This is a genomic window from Nocardioides sp. zg-1308, from assembly GCF_013155375.1.
Lineage (GTDB): Bacteria > Actinomycetota > Actinomycetes > Propionibacteriales > Nocardioidaceae > Nocardioides > Nocardioides renjunii.
Map to the genome: position 1 here is coordinate 547,000 of NZ_JABJQY010000002.1, position 22,415 is coordinate 569,414.

Genomic DNA, 22,415 nt, shown 5'->3' on the forward strand with positions numbered 1-22,415 from the left:
CGGTGGTCGCACACGTACTCGGACGGAAGGCCCCTGCGTTGATCATCGAGCGTGACCTCACGCCGTACGTCGTCTACTCGGGCGACCCGGTCCTGCGCGCCCTGGAGAAGATCACCGCCAACAAGGCCCGGGTCATCTTCCTCGTCGACTCGCACGGCCACCTCGACGGCGTGCTGTCCGACGGCGACTTCCGGCGCTGGGTGAGCACCGCCAGCAGCCTCACCGTCGACGTCCCCGCCCTGGAGGCCGCCAACACCTCGCCGCGCAGCCTGCCGATCGGCAGCAGCCCGGCCGAGATCAGCCACGCCTTCGGCTCGGGCATCGACCACGTCGCGCTCGTCGACGACCGCGGCCACCTCGTCGCCATCGCGATCAACCGCGCCGACGAGCTGCGCATCGGCCGTCACGTCGTCGCCCCGGACGCGCCGGCGCTGATGATCAGCGAGATCGGCATCAACCACCAGGGCGACGTGTCGCTGGCCAGGAAGCTCGTCGACCTCTCGGTCGAGGCGGGCGCCGACGTCGTGAAGTTCCAGATGCGCGACATGGAGTCGCTCTACCGGCAGGGGACGGCCGGCTCCGGCGGTGAGGACCTCGGCCCGCAGTACACCCTCGACCTGCTCGCGAAGTACGACCTCGGCGCCGACGGCCTCTTCGAGGTCTTCGACCACTGCCGCGACGTCGGCATCGACGTCATGTGCACCGCGTGGGACCCGGTCAGCGTCGACCGGCTCGTCGACTACGGCATCACCTCCCTCAAGGTCGCCTCGGCCGACATGACCAACCACGCGCTGCTGCGGCACATGGCGGCCAGCGGCACGCCGATGGTCATCTCGACCGGCATGTCGACCGAGGGCGAGATCCGCGAGACCGTCGACCTCGTCCGCAGCACCGGCATCGCGCACGCCTTCCTGCACTGCCAGTCGACCTACCCGGCACCGTTCAAGGACGTCAACCTGGCCTACCTGACCCGGCTCGCCGAGCTCACCCAGGCGCCCGTCGGCTACTCCGGGCACGAGCGCGGCTTCCACGTCGCCCTCGCCGCCGTCGCCCTCGGCGCGCGGATCGTCGAGAAGCACTTCACCGTCGACCGCGACCTCGAGGGCAACGACCACAAGGTCAGTCTGCTCCCGGGCGAGTTCGCCGAGATGGTGCAGCGCGTGCGCGAGGTGGAGGAGGCGCTCGGCACCGCGGCGCCGCGCGCCGTCTCCACCGGCGAGATGATGAACCGCGTCAACCTCGCCAAGTCGCTCGTCGCCGCCCGCCGGATCGAGGTCGGCGCCGTGCTCGGTGACGACGACATCGACATCAAGAGCCCCGGTCGCGGGCTCCAGCCCAACGCCTACGACCGGCTCGTCGGACGCACGACGACCCGTGCGCTGGAGCCCGGCGACTTCTTCTACGCCACCGACCTCGGTGACGCGGCGCCGCGCGGGCGGGCCTACGAGTTCCGCCGGCCGTGGGGCCTCGCCGTCCGCTACCACGACATCGACGCGATGACGAAGGACACCACTCCCGACTTCCTCGAGTTCCACTTCTCCTACAAGGACCTCGACCTGCCCGTCGCGGACGTCTTCGCGCGCTACGACGGCGGCCTGCCGATGGGCTTCACCACGCACTCCCCCGACCTGTTCGCCGGCGACTTCCTGCTCAACCTCGCCTCCGAGGACGACGCACACTGGGAGCGCTCCATCCGCGAGCTCCAGCGGGTCGTCGACACCACCCGCGAGATGCAGGCGTTCTTCACCCGGGGCGCCGACGCGAAGGCCGGGACGGAGGGTCCGGTCGTCGTGGCCAGCCTCGGCGGCTTCACCACCGACGCCTTCGTGCGTCCCGAGCAGCGCGAGGCGATGTACGACCGGGTCGCGGCCGGCCTGGCGCGGGTCGACGACTCCGGCGTGCGCCTCTGCGCCCAGACGCTGCCGCCCTACCCCTGGTACATGGGCGGCCAGCTCTACTGCAACCTCTTCGTCGACCCCCGCGACACCGCCGACTTCGCCGCCCGCCACGACCGCCGGCTCTGCTTCGACGTCTCCCACTCCAAGCTGTCGGCCAACTACCTCGGCATGTCCTTCGCCGAGGCGACCGACCTCCTCGCGCCGCACACCGAGCACCTCCACCTCGTCGACGCCACCGGCGTCGACGGCGAGGGCGTGCAGGTCGGCGACGGCGAGATCGACTGGGCCGTGCTCGCGCAGCAGCTCGACGCGCTGTCACCCGGGGTGAGCTTCATCCCCGAGATCTGGCAGGGGCACGTCAACGACGGTGAGGGCTTCTGGATCGCCCTCGAGCGGCTGGAGCAATGGTTCTGACCCCACCCACCGCCCTGTGGGTGGTTCCGGTGAGCGACCTGGCCGGGGTGGCGCGTCACGTGCTGGACGTCGCCCGGATCGGCATCCCCGGGTGGCGGCTCACCGTCGTGGCACCGCCGGGCGCCCTCCCGGCGAGGCTGCGCGAGGTCGGCGCGTCCGTCGTCGAGGCGCCCTTCGGACCCGATCACGGACTGCGGTCGTCCGTCGCCGCGCTGCGTGACGTCGTACGCCGTGAGCGTCCGGCCGTGGTGCACAGCCACCTCTCCTACGCCGACATCGTCGTGGCGCTGGCCGCGGGCCGGCGTCCACGGCTGGTGACCACCGAGCACGGCATCGCGCGCGACGACGTCGTCTACCACCACTCCACCGCCAAGGCCCGCGTGATGGCGACGGCGCACGCCGCCCGCCTCCGCCGCTTCGACGCTGCGATCGCCGTGAGCGCGGCGACCGCCGACGCCATGCGCGAGAAGTGGCGGCCCCGGGTGCCCGTGACCGTGGTGCCCAACGGCGTCGACCGGGTGGACGCTGCGCTGGCGGCACCGAGGCCCGGGCTCCGCGTCCTCTCGCTGGCGCGGCTGGCGCCGGAGAAGCGACTGGCGGCCCTGCTCGACGGGTTCGCCGAGCTGCGCGCCTCGCACCAGGAGGCCACGTTGACGCTGGCCGGGACGGGGCCGGAGGAGCCCGCGCTCCGGGCCCGCGTCGAGGCGCTCGGCCTCGCGGACGCGGTCGACATGCCGGGCTTCGTCGACCCCGACGCGGCGATGGCCGACCACGACGTGCTGGCGATGCTGTCGGTCTGGGAGAACTGCTCCTACGCCCTGCTCGACGCCGCGGTCCGCGGCATGGGCGTCGTCGCGAGCGACGTCGGCGGCAACCCGGAGATCCTGCCGCGCACCTCGCTGGTCGAGGCCGATGACGCCCGTGCGGTCGCCACGTCGCTGGCCGTGCAGGGCCAGGACCTCGACGCACGTCCGCGGCTGACCGGCTGGCCCACGGTGGCCGACATGTGCGAGCGGATCGCGGAGGCGTACGCCTCGACGGGAGCCCGCTGATGGCCCGCATCGACTCGCCGTGGAACCTTCCGGACAAGACGGTCGAGCGCGCCGACGAGGCGGACCGGGAGATCCGGATCACCGACTTCGCGCTGATGGCGTCCCTGCCGCTGCGCACCGTCGAGGTCGCCGGCTTCCCGCTCAACGAGCTCACCATGGCCGCCCTGATCGGCCTGTGCCTGCTGCGTCCGGCGCGCGGCGGGGCGCGGATCCCGGCGGCGGTCGTGCTCGTCCTCGCAGCGCTGTTCGGGCTGCTGCTCTACTCCGGCGTGGTCAACCAGGTCGACTGGACGCGGCGGATGGGCCACGTCGCGATCCTCGCCGGGCTGGTCTGGGCCTTCAGCACCGGCCGGGTGTCGCTGCGCTCGGCGGGGGCCGGGCTGGCGACCGGCCTGGTGGCGGTCATGGCCCTGGCGGTCGTCGGGATCGGCGGCGACTACTACCCAGGGCGCCTCACGGGCTACCTCGGCGACCCCAACGCCGGGGCCTACTTCATCGCCGTGCTCGGCGTCCTCGCCGTCTTCTTCTGCGACGACCGCTGGAAGGTGCGTCTCGCCGTGGCGGTGCCCGTCGTCGCCGGGCTGGTGCTGAGCTACTCGCGCACCGGGCTCCTGGCCGGCGCCTTCGCCATCGTCTGGGTGCTGCTCGGGCGGCGGTTGGGCGCCGCCGGCGGTGCCGCGATGGCCTTCGGGCTGGTGTGGCTCGTCGACAACATCCCCCAGGGCCTGACGACCTTCGGCCCGTTCTCCGACCGGTCGGGCAGCGACGCCCTCCGCGACCGGATCGTCGCCCAGGAGCGCGTCGAGCTCGCCGCGGCCCCGTGGTACGGCAACGGCCCGGGCACCGCGACGGTCAACATCCGCGACCTCGAGTTCTTCTTCCACAACAGCTACCTCGCCACCCGCCAGGAGGGCGGCTGGGGCGCGCTGGTGCTCGTGCTCGCCCTCATGGTGCTCGCCTTCCTCCGACTCTCCCGGCAGGCCCGCGCCGGGGACCTCGCAGCCGCCGGCGCGCAGGCGGCGATCATCGCCGTCGCCGTCATGGCCGTGACGCTCGGCGAGGTCCTGCTCGACACCCCGATGGCCATCGCCGTCGGCTTTGCCCTGGGCCAGGCGCTCCGGGCCGCGCCCGAGGTCTCCGCCGATGGTTGAGCGGATCCACCTCGCCGCCAACAATCCCGACCTCGGCGGCGGGGAGCAGGTGCTCGTCCGGACCGCCGCCGCCCTCGTCGACCTGGGCCGAGCCGTCACCGTGGTGGCTCCGGACGCACCCACGGACGTCCTCGACGCCGCCTCCCGGGTGGGTGCCGACGTGGTGGCCATCCGGGCGGACGGGCGCCGCGACCACCTCCGGCGACTGCGTGCCTGGGACCGCGACGAGCGGGACGGGCTGCTGTGGTGCCACGGGCTCGTGCCCGCCCTCGCCACCGCGGGCCATGGTCGTCGCGTCGTCCACCTCCACCAGCTGCCGCGCTCGCGCCCCCAGTGGGCGGCGCTGTCCGTGGCGAGGCGCGGCAGTGAGCGGCTCCTCGTCCCGTCGGCGTTCCTCGCCGCGGCCGTCCGTGGCGCCGAGGTGTGCGCCAACTGGACGGACGACGTCGACCTCCTGGAGCGTCCGTCCGCACGGCGCCGGGTGGGCTTCATGGGACGGCTCGCGACCGACAAGGGCGCCGACCTGGTCGCCCGGGCACTCGCCGCACCGGCCCTCGCCGGCACCGAGCTGGTCGTGGCCGGCGACGACCGCTGGGTGCCGGCGGAGCAGCGGACCCCGGTGGCCGCTGCGCTGACCGCGCTGGGCCACGAGCGCGTACGCCGACTGGGCCGCGTCGCACCGGGGACGTTCTTCGCCGAGGTCGACGTGGCTGTCTTCCCGAGCCGCGTCGCGGAGTCCTTCGGCCTCGTCGTTGCCGAGGCGATGGCGGCCGGGGTCCCCTTCGTGATCTCCGACGCAGGCGCGCTCCCCGAGGTCGCGGGTCCGGACCACCCGTGGGTGGCCCGCGCGGGCGACGAAGCGGACCTGTCGCGGGTGGTCGGCCTCGCGCTCGCCGCCGGCCCGGAGGAGGTCGACGCCGTGACGCATGCGGCGCGCCGACGTTGGGAAGTGCACTACTCACCGGAGGCGGGCCGCCTGCGGGTGGCGCGACTGTTGGCGGAGCTGGGGGTGGGATGAGTCGGCCGAGAGTGGCGATCGCCCACGACTACCTCACCCAGCGCGGCGGCGCCGAGCGCGTCGTCCTCACGTTGATGAAGGCCTTCCCCGAGGCCGCCGTGCACACCACGCTCTACGACCCCGAGGGGACCTACCCGGAGTTCCGCCAGGCCGAGGTGCGCACCTCGGCGCTCAACCGCATCGGGGCGCTGCGCCGCGACCACCGGCTCGCGCTGCCCCTGCTGGCGCCGGCGGCGTCCCGGATGCGCATCGACGCCGACGTGGTGGTCGCCTCGAGCAGCGGCTGGGCGCACGGCTTCGACACAGGAGGCAGGACACGCACGGTCGTCTACTGCCACAACCCGGCGCGCTGGCTCTACCAGACCGACGAGTACCTCGGCGGGGCCGCGTGGCGCTCGCCGCTCGGACCGCCGCTGCTGGCGATGCGCCCCATCCTCAAGCGGTGGGACCGGCACCAGGCCGGCCAGGTCGACGTCTACCTCGCCAACAGCCGCGTCGTGCAACGGCGCATCCGGACGACGTACGGCCGCGAGGCCGAGCTGCTGCCGCCCCCGCACGGCATGGACGCCTCCGCCCCCCGTGAACCGGTGCCCGACCTCGCCGACTGGGACCCCGGCTACGCACTGGTGGTCTCGCGGCTCCTGCCCTACAAGAACGTCGACGCGGTGATCGAGGCGGTGCGCGGCACCGGACGACGCCTCGTCGTCGTCGGCCGCGGACCCGAGGAGGCCCGGCTGCGGGCGACCATGCCCGACAACGTGCGGCTGTTCGGCGGGCTCAGCGATGCGCAGCTGCGCGCGGTGTACGGCGGCGCCGGCGTGCTGGTCGCGGCGAGCCACGAGGACTTCGGCCTCGCCCCGCTCGAGGCCGCCGCCTTCGGGGTGCCGGCGGTCGCGCTGCGCGGCGGCGGGTTCCTCGAGACCGTCCTCGAGGGTGAGACCGGGCTGTTCTTCGACCGGCCCGAGCCCGAGGAGATCGCCGCTGCCCTCACGACGTCCGACGCGCACGGCTGGGACGCTGACAGACTGCGGGCGCGGGCCGAGGAGTTCGGCGAGGCCCGGTTCATCGACAGGATCCGATCGATCGCTCTCGGGGAAGGAACGACCTGACGTGCGTCCCGACGGCATCCGCCTGCTCCCCTGGCTGATCGGCGCGGTGGACCTGCTGATGATCACCGCGGCGACGATCCTCGCCATCCGCTTCCGGCTGACTCTGTCCGTCTTCGACACCGCGGGAGACGTCCTGCAGAACACGGCGCTCGCCAGCGTCTTCTTCATCGCCACGTGGCTGGTGATGCTCGCCTTCTTCGGCACCTACGAGCGGCACGTCTTCGGCGCCGGCACCGAGGAGTTCAAGCTCGTCGTCAACGCGTCCTTCTTCACCGCGGCCCTCGTCGCCACGATGGCGTTCCTCATGCAGTACCCGCTGTCCCGCGGCTTCTTCGTCCTCTACTTCCCGATCGGCGTGCTCCTCCTGCTCGTCGGACGGCTGTTCTCCCGGCGCACCATCCAGCGCCTGCGCCGGGCCGGCCACTTCAACGAGCGGGTGCTGCTGGTGGGCACCCCCGGCTACATCGGCGAGATCTCGACCGTGCTCGAGCGCGAGTCCTGGTTGGGCTACCAGGTGATGGGCTGCCTCGTCCCGAGCGACTACGCCGGGCTGCAGATGACCTCCGCCGGCATCCCCGTGCTCGGGCTGAGCGAGGAGGTCCGCGCGGTCGTCGACGAGGTCTCCCCCGACATCGTCTTCTTCACCGCGGGGGCGGTGAGCTCCTCGACCCAGCTGCGGCGGCTGGCGTGGGACCTCGAGGACCACGCCCACGTGCAGATCATCGTCGCGCCCAACGTCACCGACGTCTCCAGCGAGCGGGTCCGCATCCGACCGGTCGCCGGCCTGCCGCTCATGCACCTGGGCCGCTCGCGCTCGCAGCTGGCCACCAACGACGCCAAGCGGGCCTTCGACGTGGTGGGAGCACTCTCGATCCTCGCCCTGACCTGGCCGGTCCTGGCGTTCCTCATGATCTGGGTGAAGCGGCACGACGGCGGCCCGGCCCTCTTCCGCCAGACCCGCGTCGGCCGCGACGGGGCGGAGTTCACCTGCCTCAAGCTGCGCTCGATGTCCGTCGACGCCGAGGAGCGCCTCGCCGAGCTCGAGGCCCGCGACCACGTCCTGTTCAAGAGTGCCGAGGACCCGCGCGTGACCCGGCCGGGCCGGTTCATCCGCCGGTTCTCGCTCGACGAGCTCCCCCAGCTGTGGAACGTCGTCCGCGGCGAGATGAGCCTCGTCGGCCCACGACCGCCGCTGCCGTCCGAGGTCGAGCAGTACGAGGACGACATGCTGCGCCGGCTCAACGTGCTCCCGGGGATGACCGGGCTCTGGCAGGTCTCCGGCCGTTCCGACCTCTCGTGGGAGGACACGGTGCGGCTGGACCTCTACTACGTCGACAACTGGTCGATGGTGCAGGACCTGCTGATCCTCGCCCGCACGGTCACCGCCGTGCTGGCCAGCCGCGGCGCGTACTGAGCCGACACCGACGACCGCGAGCGCTCAGGACCTGCCGACCTTGAGCGGCTTGCGGCGCCGGCCCTTGCCCGCGGTCGAGTACGCCTCGCGCGAGGCCTGCTCGGCCTTGTAGCCGCCGTAGCCCCCGTAGCTGCCGTAGCCGCCGCCGTAGGCGATCGCGGCCGCACCCTTGACCGGCGCCTTGTTGAGCACCACGCCGAGGAGGCGGCTGCCGACCTGGTCGAGGATGCGGCGGCACTGCTGGCTCTGCTCGATCTGGGTCTTGCCGGCCGCCTGCACGAGAAGGGCACCGTCGCAGAACGCCGACAGCAGGCCGGCGTCCGTGACGGGCAGGAGCGGCGGCGCGTCGAGGATGACGAGGTAGTCGTGGGACAGGTCGTCGATGAACTGCTTCATCCGCAGCGAGCCGAGCAGCTCGCTGGGGTTGGGCGGGATCCGGCCGGCGGCGAGCAGGCTGAGGTTGGCCATGCCCGAGTCGACGATCACGTCCCGCACATCGACGTCGCCGGCCAGCGCCTGGGTGAGGCCCACGGCCCCGTCGATCTCGAACGTCGTCGCCAGCGTGGGCCGGCGCAGGTCGGCGTCGACGAGCAGGACGGGAGTGCCCGCCTGCGCCACGAGCCGGGCCACGTTGGCCGCGACGGTGGACTTGCCCTCACCGGCGAGCGCGGAGGTCACCACGATGCGGCGCGGCTCGTTGTCGACGTCGACGAAGCGCAGGTTGGTGCGCAGCTGGCGGAACGACTCGGCCGCACGCCCCAGGTCGCCACGGACGCCGCGGTGGGCGCGACCGAGCGACTCCTCCTGGGGGATGATCCCGAGCACGGCGGCGCCGGTGGCCTCCTCCACGTGCTTGGCCGAGCGGATCCGACGGTCGATCAGGCGCCGCCCGATGAGCACCGCGTAGGCCAGCCCGAGGCCGCCGATCGCGCCCTTCATCGCCGCGTTGCGGTAGTCGGGGGTGAACGGCGCGCCGGGCAGCTGCGCGGGCTGGAGCGGCACGATCCGCGTGAGGGGCGCCTCCTTCGGGTTGGCCTCCCCGGTCTCGATCTCCTGCGCGACGACGACCACGGCGTCGACGACCGCGTTGGCCAGGTCGCGCGCCTCCTCCGGCGTGCTGCCGATGGCGCTCACCGTCAGGGCGTTCACGGTGGCGTCGACCGAGGCGGAGAAGCGACCCGCGATCGCCTCCGGGGGCACGTCGAGGCCCAGGTCCTCGACGACCTGCTCCGCCACGGGCATCGTGGAGACGAGGAACGCGTAGAGGGTGGCCTTGTCCTCGGCGAGCTGCGAGTTGCCCTGCTCCTCGCCGGCGGTGGTCGCCTCGCCGACGCGGACCAGGCCCGACGAGGTGGCCGAGTAGAGCACCGGCTCGCGGGTCGTCTTGGCGATCATCAGGAGCGCTCCGAGGATCGTGCAGCCGATCAGCACCCACACGTAGGCGCGGCTCAGCCGTACGAAGTCCCCGAACGTCATGGCCGCGAGTCTAGGCCGTGTGCCGCCCGGGCCGACCCGATTCGCCGAGACGGCGCCGGGGTCGGCTGGCACCATGGGGTCCATGAGCGAGGACGCAGAGGGCCGCCACGCGCCCATCGCGGCCCGCGTCCACCTCGCCCACGCCGTCGTCCAGAAGCTCGCTGACGACCACCGGGTCGACCTGCTCCACCTCAAGGGCCCGGCCGTCCTCCCCGGCCTGCGCGCCGAGGGCCGCAAGTCCAGCGACGTGGACGTGCTGGTCCGGCCCAGCCACCTGGACCGGCTGGTGACCGCGCTGGAGTCCGTCGGGTTCGAGCAGCGCACCGACTTCTCCACCGGCTCGGTGTTCGCCCACGCGGCCAACTGGTGGCACGACGACTGGGGCTGGGTCGACGTGCACGTCAGCTGGCCGGGGGTGACGCTCGACGCGGAGGAGGCCTTCGACGTGCTGGCCCGCGACTCGCAGCCGCACGCGATCGCCCACTGGCCCTGTGCGGTCCCCGACCCGACGGCCCAGCGGCTGGTGCTGGTGCTGCACTCCGCGCGATCGGGTGGGACCAGCGACGTCGACCACGCATGGGGGGCCGCGACGCCCGGTGAGCAGGACGACGTACGGCGCCTGGCCGCGCGACTGGGCGCGGAGGTCGCCCTCGCGGCCGGGATCGGCGAGCTCGAGCTGCACCGCGGCGCCCCGACGTACGCGCTCTGGCACCACTTCCTCCACGGCGGCAGCAGGCTCGACGAGTGGCGCGCCCGGCTCGCCGCCGCTCCCACCGTCCGCGCCAAGGCGGCGCTCGTGACCGCCGCGATGCGGGTCAACCGCGACCACCTGCGCATGGAGCTCGGCCGGCCGCCGACCCGCGAGGAGGTCCGGGCCCGGCAGCGCGTGCGCGTCCGCAAGGCCGTCGACGAGGTGTCGAGGCGGGTGAGGCGCGCGTGACCTACCGCTACCGGATCGCCGACGACGTCGCGTGGGTCAGCCAGGAGGACCTCGACGGCGGCGACGCCCCCACGGCCTATCTCGCCCGCGTGCCGAAGGGCATGCCGATCCTGCTCGAGGGCTCGGGCTGCGTCGTGTGGCTGGCACTCGCCGAGGGCGGCACGCTGGAGGAGGTGACCGCCGCGGCGGCGGCGATGTCGGGCGCCGGGGCGGAGGACATCAGCGCGGACGTGGCGGACCTCGTCGACCAGCTCGTCGTGATCGGTGTCGTCCGAGAAGAGTGACCGCCACCGCGCCCACGAACGCGCCGGCCGTGTTGGCGACGACGTCGACGACCTCGCCGACGCGGGCGAGGAACAGCCACTGCACGACCTCGATCGCCGCCGACCCGAGCGCCGCCCCCAGCGTCACCCACCACCACGGCCAGCGGGCCACGAGCACGGCGACGACGCCGAGCGGCACGAACAGGACGACGTTGAGCAGCACGCCGTAGTGGTGTGGTTGCGCCCAGTCCGGCGCGACCGGCCACTCGTAGCGGAAGAAGGCGTAGAGCCGGACGGTCAGCCGGTTGAGCTGCCACCCCCACGGGCCGCCCACGAGCACGACCAGGGCGAGGAGGTAGGCCGACCCGAGTGCCACCAGCACGCGCCGGTCGCGCCACCCACCCACGCGCCCACCCTAGAGTGGACCGGTGACCTCCGAGCCGCGTGTGCCCGACGTGGTCGTCGAGGCGATGGGCGTGCCCGTCGGCATCCCCGTCACCGGGGCGGCGGTCGACCGGCTGCGCCACCAGTGGAGCCGCGCCCTCAGCGCCCGTGAGCCTGCGACGGTCGTCGGCCTCGAGGACCTCGACACCGACGACGACGTCGCCCACGACTACGCGGTCACCTCGCGCGTCACGCTGGCCGCGCTCGACGCCACCGCGGGACGCCGGATCAACCTGCACGCGGGAGCAGTGGCCGACGAGGAGGGCCGAACGCTCGCCGTGATCGGGCCGTCCGGAGCCGGGAAGACCACCGCCGTCCGGCTGCTCGCCCAGCGCCTGGGCTACCTCTCCGACGAGACCACCTCCGTCGACGAGACGCTCACCGTCCACCCCCACCCCAAGCCGCTGTCCGTCATCACCGACCGCGACGTGCCGCTGGCCAAGCACTCCCTCTCGCCCGACGACCTCGACCTGCTGCGCCCACCGGTCGCGTCGTACCTCCACCGCATCGTGCTGCTGCACCGCGGCGACGACGACGCCGGGCTCGTGCCGCTCTCGCCCGCCCACGCGATCGCCGAGATCGTCGCGCAGACCTCCTCGCTGACCCTCCTCGACCACCCCGTCCTGCGGCTCGCCGACACCATCGACGCGTGCGGCGGGGTGTGGGGGCTGCACTACCGCGAGCTCGCCGACTGGCTCGACGACCTCGTCGACCTCCTCGACGCCGAGGGCCAGCCGCCGCCGCCGCGCCTGCACCACCCGGGGACCCCGGACGCAGGTCCCGCCGACGGCGCCTGGTCGCGCGTCCCGTGGCGTGACGCCGTGGAGTACGACGACGAGCTGGTGCTGATGGTCGAGGACCGGGTCCACGTGCTGGCCGGCCTCGGCGTCGTGGCGTGGCTCTCGCTCGAGACGCCGCGCACGCTCGACGAGCTCGTGCAGGAGGCGGAGGCGCTGTGGGGCCCCCACCCCGAGGCCGCCGGGCTGGTTGCCGGCGCGCTCGAGGTGCTGGCGGGCGAGGGCCTGCTCCGGCCGCCTGGGTGATCGCAGTAACGTGCGAGCCATGACCGCTCGCCGCCAGCTGCCCACCGACGAGGCCCGCGACCTGCTCGCCCTGACCCGCGAGATCGCGACCAAGGAGCTGGCGTCGCGCTCGACGGAGGCCGAGGCGACCGAGACCTTCCCCCGCGACGTCTTCCGGATGCTCGGCCGGGCCGGGCTGCTCTCGCTGCCCTACCCCGAGGAGCACGGCGGCGGTGACCAGCCCTACGAGGTCTACCTGCAGGTGCTGGAGGAGATCAGCGCGGTCTGGGCGTCCGTCGGCGTCGGCGTGTCGGTCCACGCGCTGTCCTGCTTCGGCCTGGAGTCCTTCGGCACCGACGAGCAGCGCGCCGAGTGGCTCCCCGACATGCTCGGCGGCGAGCTGCTGGGGGCGTACTGCCTCTCCGAGCCGCACGCGGGCTCCGACCCCGCCGCGATGCGGACGACCGCGCGCCGCGACGGCGACACCTACATCATCAACGGCGCGAAGGCGTGGACCACCCACGGCGGGCACGCCGACTTCTACAAGGTGATGGCACGCACCTCCGACGACGCTGGTGCTTCTCGGGGGGCAGGCATCTCCTGCTTCCTGGTGCCGGCCTCGGCCGAGGGCCTCACCGCCGACCCGCCGGAGCGCAAGATGGGACTGACCGGCTCCGCCACGGCGACGATGCGGTTCGACGACGTCCGGGTCGACGCCTCGCGCCGGCTCGGCGCGGAGGGCGAGGGGCTGCGCATCGCCCTCGCGGGCCTCGACTCAGGCCGGCTCGGCATCGCGGCGGTCGCGACCGGTCTCGCCCAGGGCGCCCTCGACGCGGCCGTGGCCTACGCACGTGAGCGGGAGACCTTCGGCACCCGGATCATCGACCACCAGGGCCTCGCCTTCGTCCTCGCCGACATGGAGGCGGCCGTCGTGTCGGCCCGCGCGACGATGCTGCACGCCGCCCGCCTCAAGGACGCCGGCCTGCCGTTCTCCCGCGAAGCGTCGATCGCCAAGCTGGTCGCCACCGACAACGCCATGAAGGTCACCACGGACGCCGTCCAGGTCCTCGGCGGCTACGGCTACACCCGCGACTTCCCGGTCGAGCGCTACATGCGCGAGGCCAAGGTGATGCAGATCTTCGAGGGCACCAACCAGATCCAGCGGATGGTGATCTCCCGCTCGCTCGCGAAGGACAACGCGGGCGGGATCGGCTGAGGCTCGGGGCGGTCGCCGGTCCTGGCTGCGTCGCCGGGTCTGGAGTCCCCGGATATCCGGTGACCACCGTGCTTACAGGTGGAGATCTCGACCGACAAGCACGCAACTCGGGTGCACAGTCCGGCGTCAGACGTCGGTGACCCGCACCCCGGCGTGCGCCTTGTAGCGCCGGTTGATCGAGATCAGGTTGGCGGTCAGCGCCTCGACCTGGTGCGCGTTGCGCAACCGGCCGCCGTACATCCCCCGCATGCCGGGTACGACGTCCGCCAGCGCCTGCACCAGGTCGGTGGCCTCGCGGTCGTCGCCGAGCACGAGCACGTCGGTGTCGACCCGCTCGACCGTCGGGTCCTCGAGCAGCACGGCGCTGACGTTGTGGAAGGCACCCACGACGGTCGAGCCGGTGAGGATCGCCGCGGCCTGCTGGGTCGCCGAGCCCTCCTCGACCGGGAGCGCGTACGCGCCCTGCTTGTCGAAGCCGAGCGGGTTGACGCAGTCGACGACGATCTTGCCCGCGAGCTCCTCGGTGAGTGACCGCAGCAGCTCCTCGTGACCGTCCCAGGGCACCACGACCAGCACGACGTCCCCGGCCGCGGCGGCCTCGGCGTTGCTGGCCCCGCGGACGCGACCCACCTCGGCCAGCGCCGTGGCGGCGTCTGCGGCCCGCGACGCGTCCCGCGAGCCGAGCACGACCTCGAGGCCGGCCGCGGCGAAGCGCCGCGCGAGCCCGCGACCCTGCGGTCCCGTGCCGCCGAGCACGGCGATGGTCAGCGAGGTGACGTCGTGGTCGCTCATCCCCCGGACGCTAGCGAACGCCGCACCGCGTCCCGCAGCCGCCCGTCGGGCGGACGGCGCCCGGCTCACCCTTCTGTGTGTTGCCCCGACCCTGTGGGCGAGCGACGGTGGAGGACATGTCCAAGCGCATCGCATTCCTGACCGCTCCCGAGGGTGTCGAGGAGGTCGAGCTCACCAAGCCGTGGCAGGCCGTCGTCGACGCCGGCCACACCGCCGAGCTGCTCTCGCTCGACGAGGGCGAGGTGCAGCTCTTCCAGCACCTCGACAAGTCGAGCACGCAGCGCGTCGACCGCCGCGTCAGCGACGTCGCGGTGGCCGACTACGACGCCCTCGTCCTGCCCGGCGGCGTCGCCAACCCCGACGCCCTGCGGATGGACGAGGAGGCCGTCGCCTTCATCCGCGACTTCGTCGACTCCGGCAAGACCGTCGCCGCGATCTGCCACGCACCGTGGACCCTCATCGAGGCCGACCGCGTGCAGGGCAAGCGGCTCGCGAGCTGGCCGAGCCTGCAGACCGACATCCGCAACAGCGGCGGCGAGTGGGTCGACGAGGAGGTCGTCGTCGACGGCAACCTCATCACCAGCCGCAACCCCGACGACATCCCCGCGTTCTCCAAGACGCTCCTCGACGCCCTGGGCTGAGGTCCGCCTAGGCGTCCCGCTCCACCAGCCAGCGTCCCAGCAGCGTCCCGTCCTGCTCGAGCAGCAGGACGGGACGCAGCGCTGTGTCCACCTCGGCACCCGTGGCCATCCGTACGGCGTCGCCGCCGGTGAGCCGCGGCACGACGGTCCAGCACAGCTCGTCGACGACGTCGGCGGCCAGCAGGTCGGCGAACAGCGACGGCCCGCCCTCGCACAGCTGCTCGGACCAGCCCCGCGCCGCCAGTCCGGCCTTGAGCGCGGCGAGGTCGATCTGGTCCTCGCCGAGCACCATGACGTTGTCCTCCCCCAGCGCCTCGCGCGCCGCCGCCAGGCCGTCGGAGCTCGCCACGGTCGCCATCAGCACCCGGCCGGGCGGTGCGTCGGCGAGCGTCGGCGGCACGTCCGCGGAGCGGCTCACGACGACCAGCGGGATCCGCGGGACGTCGTACCCCTCGGCGCGCAGCGTGCCGGCGCCCACGACCAGGCAGTCGGCTCGGCTGCGGAGGGCGTCGAAGACCCGCTTGTCGGCGTCGTCGTTGATGCTCTTGCTGACCCCGTCCGACCCCTGGGCGGCGCCGTCGACCGTGCTGACGAAGTTCACCCGCAGCCACGGTCCGCCCGGCGGGGCGTACGCCTCCGCCAGCTGGTCGTCGGACAGGTCGGAGAGGCGCTCGAGCTCGAGGTGTTCGGTCACGTGCCTACTGTTGCACCGTGATCACACTGGCCGACCTCGCCGACCTGCACCACGCGCACGGCGACGCGTGGGACGCCGCGGTGGCACCGGTGATCCTGGACGGCCCGCGCGGCCCCGTCACGATCGGCGACGGGGCGGTGACGCTGATGGGTTGCGTCAACCTCTCCCGCGACTCGACCTACCGCGAGAGCGTCGCCACGAGCCCCGCCGACGCCGTGCGGATGGGCCGCGTCCAGGCCGCCCAGGGCGCCGAGGTGATCGACCTCGGGGCCGAGTCGAGCAACGCGCGCGCCGCTCGCGTGTCCGCGGCCGACCAGGTCGCCACCCTCGTGCCTGCGGTGAAGGAGCTCGCGCAGGAGGTCGTCGTCTCGGTGGAGACCTACGAGCCCGACGTGGTCCGGGCCTGCCTCGACGCGGGGGCCCGGGTGCTCAACATGACCGGCCGCCAGCACGAGGAGGCGATGCTCGCCCTGGCCGCGGAGTACGACGCCGCGGTCGTGATGTGCTTCGGCGAGACGGCCAACGTGCGCGAGATCGCCGACGTCCCTCCCGACGCCGACCCGATGCCCGTGCTGCTCGACCACTTCGCGCCGCGGGTCGAGCGCGCCCGGGCCGCGGGCGTCGACAAGGTCGTCGTCGACCCCGGCATGGGCTTCTACTACGGCAACCTCGTCGACCCCATGACGCGCGCGCGCCACCAGGCCCGGGTGCTCGCGCAGACCTTCCGCCTGCGCCCGCTCGGCGTACCGGTGTGCAACGCGGTGCCACACACCTACGACATCTTCGGCGACGAGTTCCGCAAGGCCGAGGGGTTCTACGGCACGTTCGCCGGCATCGGCGGCACGCACCTGCTGCGCACCCACGAGGTGGCCCACCTGCGCGTGGTCCTCAAGGCCCTCGCGGAGCTCGAGGTCCGCTGACGGGCCGAGCGGGTCAGCCGGCGAAGCCCTGCGGGTTCTGCGACTGCCAGCGCCAGACGTCCTCGCACATGTCCTCGATCGTCTTCTTCGTGCTCCACCCCAGCTCGGCGTTGGCCTTGGAGGGGTCGGCGTAGGACGTGGCGATGTCGCCGGCCCGGCGCGGCACGATCTCGTAGGGGATCGGCCGGCCGACGGCCTTCTCGAAGGCGCGCAGCATCTCCAGCACGCTGGTGCCCCGGCCGGAGCCGAGGTTCCAGGTGTGCACCGCGACGTCGGAGCGCTCGAGCGCCTCCAGCGCCGCGATGTGCCCGGCAGCGAGGTCCTCGACGTGGATGTAGTCGCGCACGCCGGTGCCGTCGACGGTGTCGTAGTCGTCGCCGAAGACCAGCAGCCGGTCGCGCTTGCCGACGGCGACCTGCGCGATGAACGGCACGAGGTTGTTGGGGATGCCCGAGGGGTCCTCGCCGATGGTGCCGGAGGGATGGGCGCCGACCGGGTTGAAGTAGCGCAGCAGCGCGAAGCGCATCTGCGGCGCCGCCACCGCCACGTCGCGCAGGATCTGCTCCTGCATCACCTTGGTCCAGCCGTAGGGGTTGGTGGCGTAGGTGCGCCGGTCCTCGGTCGCGCCCGCCTGCTCCTCGCCGTAGACGGTGGCGCTGCTCGAGAACACCATCTTGTCGACGTCGTAGCGCTGCATCGCGCGGACGAGGGAGAAGGTCGAGCCGAGGTTGTTCTCGTAGTAGTCGAGCGGCTTCTCCACGCTCTCGCCGACGGCCTTGTGCCCGGCGAAGTGGATGACGCCGTCGAAGTCCTCGGTGGCGAAGAGGTGCTCGGTCTTGTCGAGGTCGGTGAGGTCGAAGGAGTGCGCCGCGATGCTCGTCCCGGTCAACGCCTCGAGGCGGCCGAGCACGGTCGGGTTGGCGTTGCTGAAGTTGTCGACGATCACGACGTCGTGGCCGGCAGCGATGAGCTGGATGACGGTGTGCGAGCCGATGTAGCCGGCACCGCCGCTGACGAGGATCTTCATGACCCCACCCTAACGACCGACGCGGCTGACAGAATGCCCGTCATGCCCAGTGCTCTCATCACCGGAATCACCGGCCAGGACGGCCTCTACCTCGCCGAGCTGCTGCTCGAGAAGGGGTACGACGTCCACGGCCTGATCCGCGGCCAGAACAACCCGCGGCGCGAGCTGGTGTCCAAGGTGGTTCCCGACGTCGAGCTGCACAACGGCGACCTGACCGACCTGTCCAGCCTGATGCGGGCGATGCGCGACTCGCAGCCCGACGAGGTCTACAACCTCGGCGCGATCTCGTTCGTCGCCTACTCCTGGGAGAACGCGTTCGTCACCAGCGACGTGACCGGCATGGGCGTGCTCAACATGCTCGAGGCCGTCCGGCTCCACGCCGGCGACGAGCCCGGCAGCATCCGGTTCTACCAGGCGTCGAGCTCGGAGATGTTCGGCAAGGTGCAGGAGGTCCCGCAGAAGGAGACCACCCTGCTGTGGCCGCGCTCGCCCTACGGCGTGAGCAAGGTCTACGGCCACTACATGACCATCAACTACCGCGAGTCCTACGGCATGCACGCCTCCTCGGGGATCCTGTTCAACCACGAGTCGCCGCGCCGCGGCCCTGAGTTCGTGACCCGCAAGATCAGCCAGGCGGTGGCCCGCATCCACCTCGGCCAGCAGAAGACGATGGCGCTCGGCAACCTCGACGCGCAGCGCGACTGGGGCTACGCCGGCGACTACGTCGAGGCGATGTGGCGGATGCTGCAGCAGGACGAGGCCGACGACTACGTCATCGCCACCGGCGAGACCCACTCCATCCGCGACTTCCTCGACCTGGCCTTCGCGCACGTCGGCGTCGACGACTGGTCCGAGCACGTCACCCAGGACCCGCGCTTCATGCGCCCGGCCGAGGTCGAGCTCCTCATCGGCGACGCCTCGAAGGCCAGGGAGCAGCTCGGCTGGACGCCGACCGTGTCCTTCCCCGAGCTCGTGGCGATGATGGTCGACAGCGACATCGCGGCGGTCAAGGCGGGCTGGTGACCGCTCGCGCGTTCGTCACGGGGATCGGCGGCCAGGACGGCACCTACCTCGCTGAGCGCCTGGTGGGCGAGGGCGTGGAGGTCCACGCCCTCGTCTACTCCGCCGACGGGCACCCCCCGCACTGCCCCGACGAGGTGGTGCTGCACACCGGCGACCTCGGCGACCTCGCCGGGACCCGCCGGCTCGTCCTCGACGTCGCGCCGCAGGAGGTCTACAACCTCGCCGCGATCAGCTCCGTGGCGCAGTCGTGGGACGAGCCCGACCGCACGGCCCACGTCAACGGGCAGGCCGCCGTCGCCCTCATGGAGTCGGTCCGCCACCTCGACGGCGTACGACTCGTGCAGGCCTCGAGCGCCGAGATCTTCGGCGAGCCCGCCGCCAGCCCGCAGACCGAGTCGACCGCGATCCGGCCGGTGAACCCGTACGGCGCCGCGAAGGCGTTCGCGCACCTGTCGGCCCACGTCTTCCGCCAGCGCGACCTCCACGTCTCGAGCGCGATCCTCTACAACCACGAGTCGCCGCGTCGCGCCGAGCGGTTCGTGACCCGCAAGATCACCTCGACGGTCGCCGCGATCGCCCGCGGCGAGGCCGACGAGCTGGTGCTCGGCAACCTCGACGCCCGCCGCGACTGGGGGTGGGCGCCGGACTACGTCGACGCGATGGTGCGGGCCGCCCGCGCCGACGAGCCGGCCGACTACGTCGTGGCCACCGGCCGCGCGCACTCGGTGCGCGACTTCGTCGCCGCCGCCTTCGCGGCCGCGGGGATCAGCGACTGGGAGCGCCTCGTCCGCCAGGACGCGGCCTTCTTCCGGCCCGCCGACCCGACCGAGCTCGTGGGCGACGCCTCGAAGCTGCGCGACGAGCTCGGCTGGGAGCCCACGGTGGCCTTCGAGGAGCTGGTGGCCCGGATGGTGGCCGCCGACCTCCGCTGAGGTGTGCACCCGAGTTCCGTACTTGTCGGTCGAGATCTCTACCTGCAACCACGGCGGTCACCGGATATCCGGGGACTCCAGAGCGAGCGCGGCCCAGAGCCAGCGCGGCCCAGAGCCAGCGCGGGCCAGCCCTCACCCGTGCTGCAGCAACCCCCGGAGGTACTCCCCGTAGCCGCTCTTGCGCAGCGGCTCGGCGCGCTCGAGCAGCTCGTCGTCGGACAGGAACCCCATCCGCCAGGCGACCTCCTCCGGCGCGCCGACCTTGAAGCCCTGTCGGCCCTCGATGGTCCGCACGAAGTTGGAGGCGTCGTTGAGCGAGTCGAAGGTGCCGGTGTCGAGCCAGGCGGTGCCGCGGGGCAGCACCTCCACGTGCAGGCGCCCCTCCTCGAGGTAGCGACGGTTGAGGTCGGTGATCTCCAGCTCGCCGCGCGCCGACGGCTCCAGCTCGGCGGCGTACTCCACCACGTCGTTGTCGTAGAAGTAGAGCCCCGGGACGGCGTAGTCGCTCTTCGGGTGCTCCGGCTTCTCCTCCAGCGACAGCGCACGGCCCTGGTCGTCGAACTCGACGACGCCGTAGGCGCGGGGGTCGGCGACGTGGTAGCCGAAGACGGCCGCGCCGTCGAGGTCCTTGAAGCGCAGCAGCTGCGAGCCGAGTCCCGAGCCGTAGAAGATGTTGTCACCGAGCACGAGCGCGGACCGCTCGCCGCCGATGTGGTCGGCCCCGATGATGAAGGCCTGCGCGAGCCCGTCGGGGCTCGGCTGGACGGCGAACGTGAGGTCGATCCCGAACTGCGACCCGTCGCCGAGCAGCCGGTGGAAGCCCTCGGCCTCGTGGGGCGTGGTGATGATGAGGATGTCCCGGATGCCCGCGAGCATCAGCGTGGAGAGCGGGTAGTAGATCATCGGCTTGTCGTAGACCGGCACCAGCTGCTTGCTGATGCCCTGCGTGATCGGGTGCAGTCGGGAGCCGGTGCCACCGGCCAGGATGATTCCGCGCATGCAACCACCCTAGGGGTCCGCGGACCTCCCGTTGCGCCACGGGGTTCGCAGCGGTTTGGCACCATGGGCGCATGCCGTCCAGCCGCCGTACGTCGACGCGCCGGCGGGTCCGGCCCTCGACGGTCGTCGGTGGCCTCCTGCTCCTCCTCGTCGGGCTGGCCCTGCTCGCCATCCCCTTCCTCAAGGCACCGGGCCACGCCGAGGGCGCCCGCACGGACCTCGAGGCGGCGCGCACGTCCCTCGCGGCGGGCGACGTGGCGGCGGCGGAGGCCAGCGTGCAGAGCGCGCGGCGCCACGCCGACCAGGTCCAGGACGCGATGCAGGGTGTGGGCGGCGACATCTGGAGCCTCGTCCCCGTCGTGGGCCGGCCGGTGGGCGACGTACGCCACCTCGGCAACGCCCTCGACCACCTGACCACGGCGGCCGAGGTCGCCGTCGCGACGTGGCCGGCGGTCAACGGCAAGGACGCCACCCTCTTCGGCGAACGCTCCGTCGACGTGCCGACGCTGGAGAAGGTGGTGGGCGCGGTCGACGAGGCGAGCGTCCACCTCGACGCCGCCCAGCTCGAGCTCGGCGAGGTCGGGGACTCCGCCCTCGGCGTGGGCACCCGGCTGGCCGAGGCCCGCGACGAGGCGGCCACGACCGTCGCCCCCCTCGCGTCCGGCGCGAGGCGCGCCAAGCCGCTGGCCGACGTGCTGCCCCGGCTCTTCGGCGCCGAGGGCGACCAGACCTTCCTGCTCGCCCTGCTCAACCCGAGCGAGCAGCGCTTCTCCGGCGGTGCCGCGCTGACGCTCGCGCCGATGAACGTCTCGGACGGCCGGCTCGAGATGGGCAAGGCCCGCGACACCTCCGACCCCGACCTCTACCGCGTCGGCCGGTGGGAGAAGGTCGAGGGCAACCCGTTCCACGACGGCAAGCTGCGCCTGTCCACCTCGACCTTCGCCCCCGACTGGTCGGTCTCGGGCGAGACGCTCCTGCGCGGCTGGGAGCGGCGCACCGGCCAGGAGGTCGACGGGCTCGTCGCGGTCGACGTCGTCGCGCTGGCCGACATGCTGCGGATCACCGGACCGGTCGAGGCGCCGACCTACGGCCGGCTCGACGCCTCCAACTTCACCCAGAAGATGGTCGGCGACTACGACGCCTTCCCCGACAACGAGGCGCGCCACGACCTCAACCGGGCCATCGTGCCGGTGTTCGCCGAGCGGCTCTTCGAGCCCGGCAACGGCATCGAGAAGATCGAGTCCCTGCGCGACTCGGCCCGCGGACGTCACTTCGCGATGTGGATGCGCGACCCCGACCTCCAGGCCGCCGTGGCCGAGGTCGGGCTGTCCGGCGACCTCTCCGACACCAGCCACGACTACCTCGCCGTCTTCAACCAGAACACCAACGCCAGCAAGGCCGACTACTGGCAGCGTCGCAGCGTGAGCAGCCGGGTCGTCCTGCGCGAGGACGGCTCGGCCAGGGTCCGGCTCACCATCTCGGTCCACAACGACTCCCCGCCCTATGCGCAGGCGTTCGCCGACCCGCGCCGCGGCACCTACGCCACGCGCTGGAACGGGATGACGCTCGGCGTCTTCCTGCCCCAGGGCGCCGAGGTCACCAGCGCCACGGCCGCCGGCAAGCCCCAGGGCACCGACGTCTTCGACTACTTCGGGCGCCCCTACAAGCTGCTGCGCCTGGTCCTGCCGCCGGGCGAGACGCGCGAGGCGGTCCTGGAGTACGACGTCCCTGCCGCCGCGGACGCCCCCGGTGACGGCACGCTGACCTACCGGCTCGACGCGACCCCGCAGGGCATGGTCGTCCCGCAGTCGCTCGCGGTCTCGGTGCAGTGGCCCGAGGGCTACCGCGTGGACGACCTGCCCGAGGGCTGGACGCGGGCCGGGCGGGGCCGGGCGTCGTACGAGGTGCCGGCGCTGGTGGAGCAGCCCCGCTTCAGCATCACCGGCTCGGCCTCCTCCTCCTGAACCGGT

The 22,415-nt window shown here is 72.7% G+C and carries 21 protein-coding genes; 15 read left to right on the forward strand and 6 right to left on the reverse strand.

From position 1 onward, the window contains the following. Positions 1-38 precede the first annotated feature (38 nt). Genes HN031_RS04395 through HN031_RS04420 form a run of 6 tightly spaced genes read left to right on the forward strand, consistent with a single transcriptional unit; the run spans position 39 to position 8,056 of the window. Positions 39-2,312, forward strand: coding sequence for an N-acetylneuraminate synthase family protein (locus tag HN031_RS04395; protein WP_172266863.1), 2,274 nt, complete (start codon positions 39-41; stop codon positions 2,310-2,312). A gap of 29 nt (positions 2,313-2,341) precedes the next feature. After that, on the forward strand, positions 2,342-3,364 hold the full coding sequence (locus HN031_RS04400; RefSeq protein ID WP_322423221.1) for a glycosyltransferase family 4 protein: 1,023 nt from the start codon (positions 2,342-2,344) through the stop codon (positions 3,362-3,364). Next, positions 3,364-4,515, forward strand: a complete 1,152-nt coding sequence (locus tag HN031_RS04405) for a hypothetical protein (protein ID WP_172266866.1) — start codon at positions 3,364-3,366, stop codon at positions 4,513-4,515. The genes HN031_RS04400 and HN031_RS04405 overlap by 1 nt, the downstream gene beginning before the upstream one ends. Next, positions 4,508-5,533, forward strand: coding sequence for a glycosyltransferase family 4 protein (locus tag HN031_RS04410; protein ID WP_172266869.1), 1,026 nt, complete (start codon positions 4,508-4,510; stop codon positions 5,531-5,533). The genes HN031_RS04405 and HN031_RS04410 overlap by 8 nt, the downstream gene beginning before the upstream one ends. Further along, positions 5,530-6,642, forward strand: coding sequence for a glycosyltransferase (locus HN031_RS04415; protein WP_172266872.1), 1,113 nt, complete (start codon positions 5,530-5,532; stop codon positions 6,640-6,642). Before HN031_RS04410 ends, HN031_RS04415 begins: the two co-directional genes overlap by 4 nt. 1 nt (position 6,643) lies before the next feature. Beyond that, positions 6,644-8,056 carry a sugar transferase gene (locus HN031_RS04420; RefSeq protein WP_216652048.1) on the forward strand — a complete coding sequence of 471 codons (1,413 nt, stop codon included), beginning with the start codon at positions 6,644-6,646 and terminating at the stop codon, positions 8,054-8,056. Between the two features lie 24 nt (positions 8,057-8,080). Here HN031_RS04420 and HN031_RS04425 read toward each other — a convergent pair whose 3' ends face one another. After that, positions 8,081-9,532: a polysaccharide biosynthesis tyrosine autokinase gene (locus tag HN031_RS04425; RefSeq protein ID WP_172266875.1), complete on the reverse strand. Its 1,452-nt coding sequence runs from the start codon at positions 9,530-9,532 to the stop codon at positions 8,081-8,083. 82 nt (positions 9,533-9,614) lie between these two features. Here HN031_RS04425 and HN031_RS04430 point away from each other — a divergent pair, with 82 nt between their 5' ends. Beyond that, positions 9,615-10,472 (forward strand): nucleotidyltransferase family protein, encoded by an 858-nt coding sequence (locus HN031_RS04430; RefSeq protein ID WP_172266878.1) that lies wholly within the window; start codon positions 9,615-9,617, stop codon positions 10,470-10,472. Next, positions 10,469-10,756 (forward strand): PqqD family peptide modification chaperone, encoded by a 288-nt coding sequence (locus tag HN031_RS04435; RefSeq protein WP_172266881.1) that lies wholly within the window; start codon positions 10,469-10,471, stop codon positions 10,754-10,756. The genes HN031_RS04430 and HN031_RS04435 overlap by 4 nt, the downstream gene beginning before the upstream one ends. Here HN031_RS04435 and HN031_RS22175 read toward each other — a convergent pair. After that, the gene (locus tag HN031_RS22175; RefSeq protein ID WP_172266884.1) at positions 10,692-11,141 is read right to left on the reverse strand and encodes a VanZ family protein; all 450 of its coding nucleotides are present in this window, start codon (positions 11,139-11,141) and stop codon (positions 10,692-10,694) included. The two genes, HN031_RS04435 and HN031_RS22175, sit on opposite strands and share 65 nt — an antisense overlap. Positions 11,142-11,163: 22 nt before the next feature. Between HN031_RS22175 and HN031_RS04445 the strand changes: the two genes are divergently transcribed. Continuing rightward, positions 11,164-12,222: a hypothetical protein gene (locus tag HN031_RS04445; RefSeq protein ID WP_172266887.1), complete on the forward strand. Its 1,059-nt coding sequence runs from the start codon at positions 11,164-11,166 to the stop codon at positions 12,220-12,222. Positions 12,223-12,241: 19 nt separating this feature from the next. Further along, the gene (locus HN031_RS04450; protein ID WP_172266890.1) at positions 12,242-13,417 is read left to right on the forward strand and encodes an acyl-CoA dehydrogenase family protein; all 1,176 of its coding nucleotides are present in this window, start codon (positions 12,242-12,244) and stop codon (positions 13,415-13,417) included. Positions 13,418-13,543: 126 nt separating this feature from the next. On the opposite strand, the gene npdG is transcribed toward HN031_RS04450, so the two are convergent. After that, positions 13,544-14,209 carry an NADPH-dependent F420 reductase gene (gene npdG / locus HN031_RS04455; RefSeq protein WP_172266893.1) on the reverse strand — a complete coding sequence of 222 codons (666 nt, stop codon included), beginning with the start codon at positions 14,207-14,209 and terminating at the stop codon, positions 13,544-13,546. Between the two features lie 116 nt (positions 14,210-14,325). Between npdG and HN031_RS04460 the strand changes: the two genes are divergently transcribed. Next, on the forward strand, positions 14,326-14,850 hold the full coding sequence (locus tag HN031_RS04460) for a type 1 glutamine amidotransferase domain-containing protein (RefSeq protein ID WP_172266896.1): 525 nt from the start codon (positions 14,326-14,328) through the stop codon (positions 14,848-14,850). Between the two features lie 7 nt (positions 14,851-14,857). On the opposite strand, the gene HN031_RS04465 is transcribed toward HN031_RS04460, so the two are convergent. After that, positions 14,858-15,544, reverse strand: a complete 687-nt coding sequence (locus HN031_RS04465) for a dihydrofolate reductase family protein (RefSeq protein ID WP_172266899.1) — start codon at positions 15,542-15,544, stop codon at positions 14,858-14,860. A 17-nt stretch (positions 15,545-15,561) separates the two neighbouring features. Here HN031_RS04465 and HN031_RS04470 point away from each other — a divergent pair, with 17 nt between their 5' ends. Beyond that, entirely contained in the window at positions 15,562-16,464 is a 903-nt protein-coding gene (locus HN031_RS04470; protein WP_172266902.1) for a dihydropteroate synthase, read from the forward strand. A 13-nt stretch (positions 16,465-16,477) separates the two neighbouring features. Here HN031_RS04470 and galE read toward each other — a convergent pair whose 3' ends face one another. Next, positions 16,478-17,491 (reverse strand): UDP-glucose 4-epimerase GalE, encoded by a 1,014-nt coding sequence (galE, locus tag HN031_RS04475; protein ID WP_172266905.1) that lies wholly within the window; start codon positions 17,489-17,491, stop codon positions 16,478-16,480. 42 nt (positions 17,492-17,533) lie between these two features. On the opposite strand from galE, the gene gmd reads away from it, so the two are divergent. Beyond that, entirely contained in the window at positions 17,534-18,514 is a 981-nt protein-coding gene (gmd, locus tag HN031_RS04480) for a GDP-mannose 4,6-dehydratase (protein WP_172266907.1), read from the forward strand. Next, positions 18,511-19,446: a GDP-mannose 4,6-dehydratase gene (locus HN031_RS04485; protein ID WP_367650646.1), complete on the forward strand. Its 936-nt coding sequence runs from the start codon at positions 18,511-18,513 to the stop codon at positions 19,444-19,446. The genes gmd and HN031_RS04485 overlap by 4 nt, the downstream gene beginning before the upstream one ends. Positions 19,447-19,578: 132 nt before the next feature. Here HN031_RS04485 and rfbA read toward each other — a convergent pair whose 3' ends face one another. Next, positions 19,579-20,445: a glucose-1-phosphate thymidylyltransferase RfbA gene (gene rfbA / locus HN031_RS04490; protein WP_172266909.1), complete on the reverse strand. Its 867-nt coding sequence runs from the start codon at positions 20,443-20,445 to the stop codon at positions 19,579-19,581. A gap of 71 nt (positions 20,446-20,516) precedes the next feature. Between rfbA and HN031_RS04495 the strand changes: the two genes are divergently transcribed. Continuing rightward, positions 20,517-22,409 carry a DUF4012 domain-containing protein gene (locus HN031_RS04495; RefSeq protein ID WP_172266911.1) on the forward strand — a complete coding sequence of 631 codons (1,893 nt, stop codon included), beginning with the start codon at positions 20,517-20,519 and terminating at the stop codon, positions 22,407-22,409. Positions 22,410-22,415 lie beyond the last annotated feature (6 nt).